The organism is Pseudomonas sp. MH10, assembly GCF_034353045.1.
Lineage (GTDB): Bacteria > Pseudomonadota > Gammaproteobacteria > Pseudomonadales > Pseudomonadaceae > Aquipseudomonas.
Genome location: NZ_CP133783.1, coordinates 3,545,369 through 3,558,290, shown reverse-complemented (window position 1 = coordinate 3,558,290; position 12,922 = coordinate 3,545,369). Strand labels below are relative to the sequence as shown.

Annotated in this window: 13 protein-coding genes; 5 read left to right on the top strand and 8 right to left on the bottom strand. The window is 56.6% G+C overall.

Going from position 1 to position 12,922, the window contains the following annotated elements:
* Nucleotides 1-87 precede the first annotated feature (87 nt).
* Both RHM59_RS15805 and RHM59_RS15800 read left to right on the top strand, forming a co-directional pair.
* Complete coding sequence (locus tag RHM59_RS15805) at nucleotides 88-606, top strand: dihydrofolate reductase (protein ID WP_322167011.1); 519 nt, start codon at nucleotides 88-90, stop codon at nucleotides 604-606.
* A 155-nt stretch (nucleotides 607-761) separates the two neighbouring features.
* Nucleotides 762-1,817 (top strand): haloacid dehalogenase-like hydrolase, encoded by a 1,056-nt coding sequence (locus tag RHM59_RS15800; RefSeq protein WP_322167012.1) that lies wholly within the window; start codon nucleotides 762-764, stop codon nucleotides 1,815-1,817.
* Nucleotides 1,818-1,963: 146 nt separating this feature from the next.
* Here RHM59_RS15800 and ilvD read toward each other — a convergent pair whose 3' ends face one another.
* From ilvD to RHM59_RS15780, 4 genes are all read right to left on the bottom strand, one after another.
* The gene (gene ilvD / locus RHM59_RS15795) at nucleotides 1,964-3,811 is read right to left on the bottom strand and encodes a dihydroxy-acid dehydratase (RefSeq protein WP_322167014.1); all 1,848 of its coding nucleotides are present in this window, start codon (nucleotides 3,809-3,811) and stop codon (nucleotides 1,964-1,966) included.
* Nucleotides 3,812-4,066: 255 nt separating this feature from the next.
* Nucleotides 4,067-4,723: a TIGR04211 family SH3 domain-containing protein gene (locus tag RHM59_RS15790; RefSeq protein ID WP_322286712.1), complete on the bottom strand. Its 657-nt coding sequence runs from the start codon at nucleotides 4,721-4,723 to the stop codon at nucleotides 4,067-4,069.
* 825 nt (nucleotides 4,724-5,548) lie between these two features.
* Nucleotides 5,549-6,745: a class I SAM-dependent rRNA methyltransferase gene (locus RHM59_RS15785; protein WP_322224680.1), complete on the bottom strand. Its 1,197-nt coding sequence runs from the start codon at nucleotides 6,743-6,745 to the stop codon at nucleotides 5,549-5,551.
* Nucleotides 6,746-6,832: 87 nt separating this feature from the next.
* A complete protein-coding gene (locus tag RHM59_RS15780; RefSeq protein ID WP_322167016.1) occupies nucleotides 6,833-7,372 on the bottom strand; it encodes a type 1 glutamine amidotransferase domain-containing protein in 540 nt (179 codons plus the stop codon).
* A gap of 251 nt (nucleotides 7,373-7,623) precedes the next feature.
* Between RHM59_RS15780 and RHM59_RS15775 the strand changes: the two genes are divergently transcribed.
* From RHM59_RS15775 to RHM59_RS15765, 3 genes are all read left to right on the top strand, one after another.
* The gene (locus RHM59_RS15775; RefSeq protein WP_322170628.1) at nucleotides 7,624-8,436 is read left to right on the top strand and encodes an HDOD domain-containing protein; all 813 of its coding nucleotides are present in this window, start codon (nucleotides 7,624-7,626) and stop codon (nucleotides 8,434-8,436) included.
* Nucleotides 8,437-8,467: 31 nt separating this feature from the next.
* Nucleotides 8,468-9,280, top strand: coding sequence for a bifunctional DNA-formamidopyrimidine glycosylase/DNA-(apurinic or apyrimidinic site) lyase (gene mutM, locus RHM59_RS15770; RefSeq protein ID WP_322167017.1), 813 nt, complete (start codon nucleotides 8,468-8,470; stop codon nucleotides 9,278-9,280).
* Between the two features lie 122 nt (nucleotides 9,281-9,402).
* Nucleotides 9,403-9,735, top strand: coding sequence for a multidrug transporter (locus tag RHM59_RS15765; RefSeq protein WP_322224678.1), 333 nt, complete (start codon nucleotides 9,403-9,405; stop codon nucleotides 9,733-9,735).
* A gap of 14 nt (nucleotides 9,736-9,749) precedes the next feature.
* Here the strand turns inward: RHM59_RS15765 and RHM59_RS15760 are convergent, their stop codons facing one another.
* From RHM59_RS15760 to RHM59_RS15745, 4 genes are all read right to left on the bottom strand, one after another.
* Nucleotides 9,750-10,001: a YfhL family 4Fe-4S dicluster ferredoxin gene (locus RHM59_RS15760; protein WP_322167019.1), complete on the bottom strand. Its 252-nt coding sequence runs from the start codon at nucleotides 9,999-10,001 to the stop codon at nucleotides 9,750-9,752.
* An 82-nt stretch (nucleotides 10,002-10,083) separates the two neighbouring features.
* The gene (gene coaD, locus RHM59_RS15755) at nucleotides 10,084-10,563 is read right to left on the bottom strand and encodes a pantetheine-phosphate adenylyltransferase (protein ID WP_322167020.1); all 480 of its coding nucleotides are present in this window, start codon (nucleotides 10,561-10,563) and stop codon (nucleotides 10,084-10,086) included.
* A 188-nt stretch (nucleotides 10,564-10,751) separates the two neighbouring features.
* Nucleotides 10,752-12,344 (bottom strand): GMC family oxidoreductase, encoded by a 1,593-nt coding sequence (locus RHM59_RS15750; protein WP_322167022.1) that lies wholly within the window; start codon nucleotides 12,342-12,344, stop codon nucleotides 10,752-10,754.
* 34 nt (nucleotides 12,345-12,378) lie between these two features.
* Nucleotides 12,379-12,918: a twin-arginine translocation pathway signal protein gene (locus tag RHM59_RS15745; protein ID WP_322224676.1), complete on the bottom strand. Its 540-nt coding sequence runs from the start codon at nucleotides 12,916-12,918 to the stop codon at nucleotides 12,379-12,381.
* Nucleotides 12,919-12,922 lie beyond the last annotated feature (4 nt).

Below are 12,922 nucleotides of genomic sequence, written 5' to 3'. Positions count from 1 at the left end.
CGGCGTCCCGTCGATAAAGTCAGCGGTGAGCATAACCTCTGTGACCGGGCTCGGGGCAAGCCCCGTGCTTCTGCTATTCTCGCGCCCATGAAAACTCATCTCCCCCTCAGCCTGATTGCCGCCCTCGGTGAAAACCGTGTGATTGGCGTCGACAATTCCATGCCGTGGCATCTGCCTGCGGATTTCAAATACTTCAAGGCGACCACCTTGGGTAAGCCGATCATCATGGGTCGCAAGACTTGGGATTCACTCGGTCGGCCATTGCCGGGACGGTTGAACCTGGTGGTCAGTCGGCAGGCCGATTTACAGCCTGAAGGCGCGGAAGTATTTGCTTCGCTGGACGCTGCTGTTGTACGTGCCGAGCAATGGGCGCGGGAGCAGGGCGCCGATGAAGTAATGCTGATCGGCGGAGCGCAGTTATATGCGCAAGGCTTGGAGCAGGCGGACCGACTGTACCTGACCCGCGTTGCACTAAGCCCCGACGGTGATGCGTTGTTTCCCGAGTTCGATATGGCGCAATGGGCGCTGGTCTCGAATAACCAACACCCAGCGCTAGATGACAAACCGGCCTACAGTTTTGAAGTATGGGAACGCACTAAGGCCTGACTAAAAACCTGTACAGGAACGTGGGTCGCGTTCAAACCCTGTGTCGCGATTGTTATCAACATGACGCCGTCGGAACAAAAGTAGTCGCGGGTAAACCTGATATGTCATGAGATTTTGTTACGGTCGGTACTTAATTAAAAAAAGGGGACGCCGTTATGAAACTCGTGCCGAAACTGCTTGCTGCCGCACTAACGTTGGGAATTGCCAGCCACGCGTTTGCCACCGAATTGACCCATTGGCCTGCCGCTCAGGCCAAGCAGCTCAATGCCATGATCGAGGCCAACGCCAACAAGGGTAACTTCGCCGTATTCGACATGGACAACACCAGCTATCGCTACGATCTGGAAGAGGCGCTGCTGCCGTACATGGAAAACAAAGGGCTGATCACCCGCGAAACCCTTGACCCTTCCCTTAAGCTGATCCCCTTCAAGGACACGGCTGACCACAAAGAAAGCCTGTTCAGCTATTACTACCGACTGTGCGAAGTCGATGACATGGTCTGCTATCCGTGGGTCGCCCAGGTGTTTTCCGGGTTTACCCTGACCGAACTCAAAGGCTATGTCGATGAACTGATGGCGTCCGGCAAACCGGTACCCAGCACCTATTACGACGGCGACACGGTCAAGACCATCAATGTCGAACCGCCAAAGGTCTTCACCGGGCAGGCTGAGCTGTACAACAAGCTGATGGAAAATGGCATTGAGGTCTACGTCATGACGGCCGCTTCTGAGGAGCTGGTGCGCATGGTCGCGTCGGATCCCAAGTACGGCTATAACGTCAAACCGCAAAACGTCATTGGCGTGACCACCCTGCTGAAAAATCGCAAGACTGGCGAGCTGACGACGGCACGCAAGCAGATCACAGCGGGCAAATATGACCAGAAGGCCAACATGGGCCTGGAGCTAACCCCATACCTATGGACCCCAGCGACTTGGATGGCGGGAAAGCAGGCGGCGATTCTGACCTACATCGATCAGTGGAAAAAACCGGTGCTGGTGGGCGGCGATACTCCGTCGAGCGACGGCTACATGCTGTTCCACAGCGTTGACGTGGCCAAAGGTGGCGTTCACCTGTGGGTCAACCGCAAAGACAAGTACATGACCCAACTCAACGGCATGATGAAATCCAACGCACAAGCCCAAGCCAAAGAAGGCCTGGCGGTGACGGCGGACAAGAATTGGGTGATTGTGAAGCCGCAAGAGATTCAGTAAAGGCTTTGAAGGGCGCGGTGTATCAATGGCAACGCGTCGCTTCATTCGCAGGCAAGCCTGCTCCCACAAATTGAATGTCAGGCACAAACTATGTGTCCGGTCCAAATGCTGTGGGAGCAGGCTTGCCTGGGAATGGCCGGTTGCGTTTAAGGCATCAACTTATCAAGCATCGCTTTGTCGCGGACCGCGCCTTTGTCAGCGCTGGTGGCGAGCAGGGCGTAGGCTTTCAATGCTGTGGTTACTTTGCGCGGGCGCTTTTCAACCGGCTTCCAACCTTTAGCGTCTTGCTCAGCACGACGGCCTGCCATTTCTTCATCGCTGATCAACAGGTTGACCCCGCGGTTGGGAATGTCGATCAGCACTTTATCGCCATCACGTACCAAACCAATCGCGCCGCCTGCTGCTGCTTCTGGTGAGGCGTGGCCGATGGAAAGACCCGACGTGCCTCCCGAGAAACGACCGTCAGTCAGTAACGCGCAAGCTTTACCCAGGCCTTTTGATTTCAGGTATGACGTTGGGTAAAGCATTTCCTGCATGCCTGGACCGCCTTTCGGGCCTTCGTAACGAATGATCACGATGTCGCCGGCCTTCACCTCGTCAGCCAAAATGCCGCGAACAGCGCTGTCTTGGCTTTCGAAGATTTTTGCGGTGCCTTCGAACACATGGACCGACTCGTCAACGCCTGCGGTTTTTACGACGCAACCATCCAGCGCGATGTTGCCGTACAGCACGGCCAAGCCGCCTTCCTGCGAGTAAGCGTGCTCGACGCTACGGATACAGCCGTTTTCACGGTCGTCATCCAGGGTTTCCCAACGGGTCGACTGGCTAAAAGCCGTCTGCGTCGGAATGCCGGCCGGGCCCGCTTTGAAGAAAGTGTGTACGGCTTCATCGTCAGTTTGGGTGATGTCCCATTTGGCGATGCCTTCGGCAAGCGTCTTGCTGTGTACGGTGGGCAGGTCCGTGTGCAGCAGACCGCCACGGGCCAATTCACCGAGGATGCTGAAAATTCCCCCGGCGCGGTGCACGTCTTCCATGTGGTACTTCTGGATGTTCGGCGCGACCTTGCACAGCTGAGGCACTTTGCGCGACAGGCGGTCAATGTCCTTCAGGTCGAAGTCGATTTCTGCTTCCTGCGCCGAGGCCAGCAAATGCAGGATGGTGTTGGTCGAGCCGCCCATGGCGATGTCCAGCGTCATCGCGTTTTCAAACGCTTTGAAGTTGGCGATATTGCGCGGCAGAACCGACTCATCATTTTCGTTGTAGTACTGACGGCACAGGTCAACGATGGTCCGGCCAGCTTGCAGGAACAACTGTTCGCGGTCGCTGTGGGTCGCCAGTTGCGAGCCGTTGCCTGGCAGTGCAAGGCCAAGGGCTTCGGTCAGGCAGTTCATCGAGTTAGCGGTGAACATGCCTGAGCACGAACCGCACGTCGGGCAAGCGCTGCGCTCGTATTCAGCCACCTTCTCATCGCTGGCGCTGGGGTCGGCGGCAATTACCATCGCATCGACCAAATCCAGACCGTGGGCTGACAATTTGGTCTTGCCGGCTTCCATCGGTCCACCGGAGACGAAAATCACCGGAATGTTAAGGCGCAAGGCAGCCATCAACATCCCAGGGGTGATTTTGTCGCAGTTGGAAATGCAGACAATGGCGTCGGCACAATGGGCGTTAACCATGTACTCCACGGAGTCGGCGATGATCTCGCGGCTCGGCAGGGAATACAGCATGCCGTCGTGGCCCATGGCGATGCCGTCATCCACCGCAATGGTGTTGAATTCCTTGGCAACGCCACCGGCGCGTTCGATTTCACGCGCGACCAATTGGCCCATGTCTTTCAAATGCACATGGCCGGGCACGAACTGGGTGAACGAGTTAGCGATGGCGATAATCGGTTTTTTGAAGTCGGCGTCTTTCATACCGGTGGCACGCCACAATGCGCGGGCACCGGCCATGTTGCGGCCGTGGGTGGACGTTTTTGAGCGGTAATCAGGCATGGGGCACTCCGGCAAATCAGGTATCAAAGGGGGAGAGAGCTTCTACTGACGTCGCGAACATCCGGCAGTGACCGGAAATTGCGATGAAACCGACAACGCCACGGGATCGCCGCGCGCTCGGCCTGAGCTCATAAACCCGCCGGGGGATGACTGGCGATGAATAGAAGCGATTCTACACCTGTGGTGGCTTGAGGGAATGCTAAAGGTCGGGAGGCAGACACAGAACAGTTTGTTTGCATCTCCAGAGCGCGGCCATCAAACCCAACCATCTTTACGCTTACGGCCGCGGGTCATTGCGGGAATGATCAGGCCGAGGAGCAACCCGGCACCGGCGATGCTGCCGCCGTAGGCCATGTAGCGCATCAATACCTGATTGTTCTCGTCACCCATCTTGGCTTGGGTGCTGCGAAGTTCGGACTGCGCGTCGGTCAGTTGCGCGTTGAGGTCCTTGCTGCGGGCTTCGAGTTCATCGATAAGTTTCTTGCGGGTGTCGAGGGTCTCTTGCATGCCCTGAATACGGGCCTTCCAACTGTCATCGATGGTTTTCAACTGGCCAGTAAGGTCGGCTACTTGCTGAACCAGCTGCGGCAAGCGTTCGGCTTGGCCGGGTACGGCTTGCAGGTCGGCGCTGGGAATCCATACGGTGCCGCCGCCTTCGCCACGCACTTGGCTGTATTCGCCTTGGGTGTTGATCAGCTCAACTTTACGACCGGATTTGAGGGTACCGACGATGCGGTAACCATCGGTTGGGCCAGCGCGCACGTAGGTATTGAGGTTGTCGCTAATCCAACGGTCAGTGGTTTTGGCGTCTTCAGCCTGCGCCATGCCACAGAGCCCGAGCAATGTGCCAAACAAGCTGGCACCTAAGGCATATCGTTGACGGGAAATGAGTGTAGAAAGATGACGAAACATAGGCATGGTTATCTTTGGTTGGAGAAAAGATAAGGGCGCCGATGGACGGGCCGGTCACGAAGGGGAATTCGGTAGTAAGACCCGCTTAGCCCCAACAAAGACCCGACAAATTGTTTCAAGTTCATTTCGACCTGATGTGTGGACGGGCCATCTACACACCTTGGTGGCACGAGCGTACGTACTACGGGACAACGCGGTATGGACAAACCGCGTCGTACGCCTCGCCAACAAGTTGGCTCTTATCAAGCTACTTTGTAATCTTTTAAAAACAATGGGTTGGCGCTGTATTTTGTGTGTATATCCGGCATTTTTGGTTGCTGAAAGTAGGGTTTCGCTTTTACAGCGAGGAACCTTTTTCAAACGCCAAAAAGGTCCCGCCAAAAGGGCTTGCCCCACCATGCGGGCCCTCGCTTAGGCTCGGTCTTCCCTCACTCCGGCGTTGCTCCGGGGGTCGCCGTGAGCGGCCGTCCCTGGCCGCGCACGGCTTACTCGGCATCCTTGCCTCGTTACCCCCTGCGTAACGCCTGCGTTCGGCCGCATGGTTTCACGGGGCCTCTTTCCGTAATTTGATATTCAATTCACGGGCGATCTACAGGCAGGCGACCATCTGTAGCCAACTTGTTGGCGAAGGTCCTTCGGACCTATCGCAGCCTTCGGCAGCTCCTACAGAAATCTGTGCGGCGCCAAAACTGTGGGACCGAATTTATTTGGGAAGGCTTCCGTCCTGACACGCTGCAATCTCGAAGCACACAAAGTGCTTCCCAGTTTGCTGCGCGACAGCGCAGCGTCGAAGACGTGGCGGACCCTCCTACAGAACGCTCGTTATCAGCTATTCGGCAACAACCGGCACGTAATGCTTTTGATGTACCGCGTTTCTGCGATAGCCGGGTGAACCGGATGATCCGGGCCTTGGCCGCCGCGTTCCAGCAGTTGGATGTTGCGATCCAAATGGCGGGCGCTGGTCAGGAGGATGTTTTGCAGGTCATCTTCCGGCAGGTGCATGGAACACGAGGCGCTGATCAAGATTCCGTCTTTGCTGAGCAGGCGCATGGCTTGCTCGTTCAAGCGGCGGTAAGCACCTTCGCCATTTTTCATGTCTTTTTTGCGTTTGATGAAGGCCGGTGGGTCTGCAACGATGACGTCGAAACGCTCTTCGCTGTTTTTCAGTTCCTTCAGGGCTTCAAACACGTCGCCTTCGATGCAGGTGATTTTGTCAGCAAAGCCGTTCAGCGTTGCGTTGCGCTCAACACCGTCCAAGGCAAAGGCTGAAGCGTCAACGCAGAAAACATCGCTGGCACCGAATGCTGCTGCTTGCACGCCCCAGCCGCCGATGTAGCTGTATAGGTCCAGTACGCGTTTGCCTTTGACGTACGGGGCGATGCGCGCACGGTTCATGCGGTGATCGTAGAACCAGCCGGTTTTTTGCCCGGCAATGACCGGTGCTTCAAACTTCACACCGTTCTCTTCCAGTGCAACCCACTCCGGCACCAGGCCAAACGCGGTTTCCACGTAGCGGGTCAGGCCTTCGGCGTCGCGGGCGGCGGAGTCATTCTTGAACAGAATGCCGCTTGGCTTGACCACCTGAACCAAGGCCGCAATCAAATCGTCCTTATGTTTTTCCATGGTGGCGGAAGCCAGCTGCACCACCAGGATGTCGCCGAAACGGTCAACGACCAAGCCTGGCAACAGGTCGGAATCACCAAATACCAAGCGGTAATAAGGCTTGTCGAACAGACGGTCACGCAGGGACAGAGCGACGTTCAGGCGATGCACCAGCAACGACTTATCCAGTTGCACCTTGATATCGCGGGATACAAGACGCGCGCAGATCAGGTTGTTGGGGCTCATGGCAACAATGCCCAGTGGCTTGCCGCCAGCGGCTTCCAACTGTGCTTGATCGCCTGCAGCAAAGCCGCTGAGTGGGGTGGCGGCTACGTCGATTTCATTGCTGTAGACCCACAAGTGACCGTTGCGCAAGCGACGGTCGGCGTTGGCTTTGAGGCGCAAGCTAGGCAGGGACATGAGGTCGCTCCTGAAAAAAGAGCGAGATTATAACGCGTGATCCCGACTCAGGGCCGGGATCACGCTAATTAACTGGTACAAGTCCGATTATGCCGACAGGGCCTGAATCAGCTCACGGTTAAACGCTGGAATATCGTCGGGCTGGCGGCTGCTGATCCACTGCCCATCCTTGACCACTTCTTTATCAACCCAGTTAGCACCTGCATTGATCAGGTCGTCCTTCAGGGTTTTATAGCTGGTCATGGTTTTCCCTTTAACCAGGCCGGCGGATACCAACAGCCAGCCGCCGTGACAGATTACTGCAATCGGTTTGCCTGCCGAATCAGCTTTTTTGACGATCTGTTGGGCATCGACATCAACCCTAATCGTGTCGGAGTTCTGAACGCCGCCCGGCAGCACAACGGCGTCGTATTGATCAATATTCGCTGACTTAAAGGTCAGATTGACCTTGAAGTCGTCAGCCGGTTTGTCATGGTTCCAGCCTTTTACCTGCCCTTCCTTGGTCGACAGGATTTCGACTTTTGCGCCTGCTTGCTCCAGCGCATCTTTAGGGCCGGTCAATTCGGCCTGCTCGAAACCATCGGTGACTAATATTGCGATGCGCTTACCACTCAGGGTGTTGGACATGGTTCTTTCCTCGTTTTATGGCAGTGATCGTTAGTCCTGAGCTAACGTGATGGCTATTTTGCGTTCGTTGAACGAATCCTCAGTCATCACACTGTCCGAAGCATCTCTTTGGTCAAAGTTCCTGCCTTGTGCGCCAGCAGTTGTCGACTAAATCCGTGATGGGGTTAGAATCGCCGCCTAGTCAAGAGTACGTATTTATGTCACCAGAGCTTACCTCCGAGCAGATCCGACAGGCCCTGCAAGGAATCAGCGTGCCGCCCCAGCCGCAAATCATGGTGGATTTGCAGATGGAGCAGTACATGCCCGATCCAGATTTGGGCACGATTGCGCGGTTGATTGCGCAAGATCCGGGCTTATCCGGAGCGTTGTTGAAAATTGTTAATTCACCGTATTACGGCCTGACCGATAAAATCGCCTCGATTGACCGCGCCGTGAACTTGCTGGGCAGCCGTTCGATCATCAATCTCATTAACGCCCAGTCGATCCGGGGCGAGATGTCCGACGAAACCATCGTCACCCTGAATCGTTTTTGGGACACTGCCCAAGACGTTGCGATGACCAGCCTGACCGTGGCCAAACGCATCGGATCGGAAACGGTAGATGAAGCTTATGCGCTGGGGCTTTTTCACGATTGCGGCATCCCGCTGATGCTCAAACGCTTCCCCAATTACATGAAAGTGCTGGAAGACGCCTATGCCAAAGCAGGCCCTACCTGCCGTGTGGTGGACACCGAGAACGCCGCGTTCAATACCAACCATGCGGTGGTCGGCTACTTCACTGCCAAGTCGTGGCGCCTGCCTGAATTTGTCACCAACGCCATCGCCAACCATCACAACGCTCTGGCGATTTTTCAGGATGACACCGGGCGCAATAGCCAGTTGAAGAACCTATTGGCCATATTGAAGATGGCCGAACACATCTGTGCGTCCTATCGGGTGCTGGGTAATCAGGGCGAAGACCACGAGTGGGACAGCATTGGCCACTTGGTCCTGGATTACGTTGGGCTGTCCGATTACGACTTTGAACACTTGAAAGAGTCCATTCGCGAGTTGAGCGTCCACTAGGTGTCGCTCCCGCTTTCTGCCTGGGTCCCTCATGCCTGAATTACCCGAAGTCGAAACCACCCGCCGAGGCATCGCGCCGCATCTGGAAGGGCAACGCGTCACTCGCGTTATAGTCCGTGATCGGCGTTTGCGCTGGCCCATTCCTGAAGACCTTGATGTGCGTTTGTCCGGGCAGCGAATTGTCCTGGTTGAGCGCCGAGCCAAATATTTGCTGATAAATGCCGAGGTCGGGACGCTAATCAGTCATTTAGGCATGTCCGGTAACTTGCGCCTGGTTGAAGCCGGCCTGCCTGCGCTCAAGCATGAACACGTTGATATCGAACTGGAATCGGGACTGGCCCTGCGCTACACCGACCCACGTCGTTTCGGCGCGATGCTCTGGAGCCTCGATCCGCACAACCACGAGTTGCTGGTCCGCCTCGGACCTGAACCGTTAACTGAACTGTTCGATGGCGAGCGTTTGTTCGAGCGGTCGAGGGGCCGATCAATGGCGGTCAAGCCGTTCATCATGGACAACGCTGTCGTGGTCGGCGTCGGGAATATCTACGCCACCGAAGCGCTGTTCGCTGCCGGAATTGATCCGCGCCGGGAAGCCAAGAGCATTTCCAAGGCGCGATACATGCGGTTGGCCGTCGAGATCAAACGGATCCTGATCCACGCCATTGAGCGCGGTGGCACCACGCTAAAAGACTTTATCGGTGGTGATGGCCAGCCCGGTTATTTTCAGCAGGAGTTATTTGTCTACGGGCGTGGATATAAACCGTGCAAGGTCTGCGGCACTGAGCTGCGGGATGTCAGGCTTGGCCAGCGGGCGAGTGTGTTTTGCCCTAAGTGCCAGACCTGAAATACCTTTAACGAAAGCAGCATGGCGGATGAAACGATATCTCACCGATGCAAGCCTTGCGAAACCGGCGCCGCTGTTTATAGTGTGCGACATTCCTACCTTAGCGCTTGAAGGATCACGCCATGAGCCCGTTTCGTACCCTTGCTGTTGCCTTAGCCTTTTTGTTTGGCTTGCAGGCGCTACCAGCGCAGGCTGAGCAAGAGCGCAGCGGTGATCCGACTTACGAGATTGAATCGCCGCCAGCCTTCGCTATGATTGGCGATTTGCTGATTGCCCGCCCTTTACTGATTGCGGCAACCGCCGTTGGTGCGGTGTTGTTTGTTGTCGCGCTACCGTTTGCCGCCGCTGGCGGTGGTATTGGCGATATGGGTAAAGCCTTGGTTGTGCAGCCCGGACAAGCAGCGTTTGCGCGCTGCCTGGGATGTACCGGCGTAGGCTACAACAAGCGCGAATAACCAACGTAAAGCGTTTACGCCTTGCTGGTCAGAATCAGGTATTTGCTCATCAAGTCGTCTTTGCTCTCAACGTGGGCTTCATCCAACGGGATGCAATCCACCGGGCAGACTTGCTGGCATTGCGGCTCATCGTAATGGCCCACGCACTCGGTACACAGGTTCGGGTTGATCACGTAGATCTCCTCACCTTGTGAAATCGCTTCGTTCGGGCACTCAGGTTCGCAGACGTCGCAATTAATGCAATCGTCGGTGATGATCAGGGACATGAAACACTCCTGCCGCGGTCGGCGCCGGGGCATAGGGAAACTAATGCGGCGAATTGTGCCGCATTAGGCATGTTTCTGCACCCTAGCGTTTGAACCGTTCAGTCAATGCTTCGGCGACGGCGGGGTGGACAAACTTAGTGATATCGCCGCCCAGCGCTGCAATTTCACGGACCAATGTCGACGAAATGAACGAATAACGCTCAGACGGGGTGAGGAACAGGCTTTCAACGTCGGGTGCCAATTGGCGGTTCATGTTCGCCAATTGAAATTCATATTCGAAATCCGACACCGCCCGCAGGCCACGCAGGAACACGTTGGCGTTCTGTTCTTTGGCGAAGTGGGCCAACAGGCTGGAAAAACCTACAACTTCGACATTGGGCAGGTGTTTGGTGACCTCGCGGGCCAGCTCCACGCGCTGTTCCAGGGAAAACAGCGGGTTTTTCTTCGGGCTGGCAGCGACAGCGATGACCACTTGATCGAACAGGCGCGAGGCGCGTTCGACCAGATCGCCATGGCCCTTGGTAATAGGGTCGAAGGTGCCTGGGTACAACACTCGGTTCATCGCGTCGTCCTGGTCGGAGTCCTTGGGGAATCGGATGGTATCGCAGCCATCCCGGTCGGCCAAGTCGGCTTATGGCTAGCGTGCGCTTTTCAGCTACCTCTGTAGGCGCCAACTCGTTGGCGAGGCGGCGTGTCACGCGCTCCGCATCATGCCTATCGCCAACAAGTTACCTCCTACAGTTGGCTTGATTATGTCTTCAACCGCTCCGCCAACGCCGTCGCCAGCTGTGCGGTCAGCCCGTAAACCGACAGCTGTGGGTTCGCGCCGATGCTGGTGGGAAATAATGAGCCGTCGTGAATCGACAGATTACTCAGCTGATGATGGCGTCCAAGGCTGTCGCACACGGCACTATGTGCTGCTTCTCCCATGGCGCAACCGCCCATCACATGGGCGCTGCCCAGCCGGGTGCGAAAGGTTTCCAGTTTCAAACCATCGATGACCGCCTTTGCTTGCGCAATATTTTTCACGTAACCGGTGTCCTCATGCAACGGCATCACCGCCTTCGCGCCGCCAGCGAATTGGATTTCGGCCATGCTCTTATAGGCACGACGGATGCCGTCCCACGCGTAGGGGGAGACTTGATAATCCAACACTGGCGTTCCGTCACCGCGCAATTGCACGCTGCCACCCACGCTGTCGGGGTGAAAGCCATCGCGCATCAGGGCCAGCATCATGTGGGTCTTGGGCAACTGAGCCATGTGTTCGGCGTTGTCCTGGCCAAAACTACCCAGCAGGGTGGTTGCCAGTGCGGGTTGTAGAGGTGGCACTTCGAGTTTGTAGGACATCTGCCCGGTGGTGCCGTCGAGCCACTGGAAATGGTCGGAATAGATCGACTGAGGTGCGCCGTAAAACGGATTGATAACCCGATCAAACTGCGCCGCAGAAAAGCTCGTCAAGTGCAGAAAAGTCCGTTTGCCGACCCGATTATGGGGATCGGGCGCCTCAGAGCGCATCAGCAATGCCGGGCTGTTGATGCCGCCACCGGCCAACACATAATGCTTGGCGTTGACCGTGATACTGCGACCGTTGGGCGTGACGCAGCGCTCATCCATGCCCAGGCATTGCAAGCCGACCACCTTGTCGCCCTTGATCATCAGTGACTCGGCCCGCGCCAGGTAAAGCAGTTCACCGCCCTTGTCCAACGTGGCGGGAATGGTCGTGACCAGCATCGATTGCTTGGCATTGGTCGGGCAGCCCATGCCGCAGTAACCCAGATTCCAGCACCCGCGAACATTGCGCGCAATGACCTTCCAGCTATAACCGAGCTGGTGGCAACCCTCGCGGATCACATCATTATTGGCGTTTGGCGGCATGGCCCAGGGCGCGACACCCAGCCGCTGCTCCATCCTGTCGAACCATGGCGCCATTTGCGCAGCACTGTGGCCTTCGACAGCGTGTTGGTCCGCCCAATGAGTCAGCGTTGGCTCTGGCGTGCGAAAACTCGAGGTCCAGTTCACCAGCGTGCTGCCACCCACGGCGCGGCCCTGAAGGATGGTGATCGCGCCGTCCTTGCTCATCCGGCCAAGACCTTCTTGATACAGCGTGGAATAGGCCTGCTCTTCAAGCATCTTGAAATCGCTGCTGGTTTTGAGTGGGCCTTCTTCAACCAGCAATACCTTGTAGCCGGCGGCGCTGAGAATCTCTGCCGTCGTCCCTCCACCGGCGCCACTGCCGATGACCACTACGTCGGCCTCAAGCGTCAGGTCTTTCTCCAGCCGCGCACCGTTGTAGGCTTTCCAGCCACGGGCGAGGCCTTCTCGAAACATGTCAGGTACCGGCATAAAACCTCAGTTCTTATTGTTATTAACAGGCTGGTCAAACGGTCGGCGGGCCGGGGTATCCGCAGTGCGCCCATGATTGCGTTCGGCTGTACCACGCCATCATCACCAGTTGCAGCAAGGCGTTATGGCCCATGCGCAAAAGGCTAAGCGAGCTGTTATCCCAACGATCAAGAAAGCTCCTGATTTGCTCCGGGCTCGCGTTGACCCAGCGTCCCCAAATACCGGTTAACGGTGCACGCGTCACCGGCAACGCTAAAACATCGAACAGTTGCTGAGTCAGCTTCTGCACTTCAGGCGAAAGCCCATGCAGGCTGGCATCAATGTTTTTTAACGTTCCTGCGACGGCATCCTGTATTGAAACGGCGCCGAGGCTGCCTTCCAGCATCACCGGGATCAGCGCGCGTAGAAACGGCAAATCGCTGTCGCGCAGCACGTTAAAATCGCTGGCGGGCACGCTGGCTGAGCAGCCGCTCAGGCTTGCGGCGAGCCCGGCCGTGGACAAAAAAGCGCCCGCACACAGGCCGACTTTCAGTGCACTACGCCGCGACAACCCGGGGCTTTCAGGGCTATTCATTTTT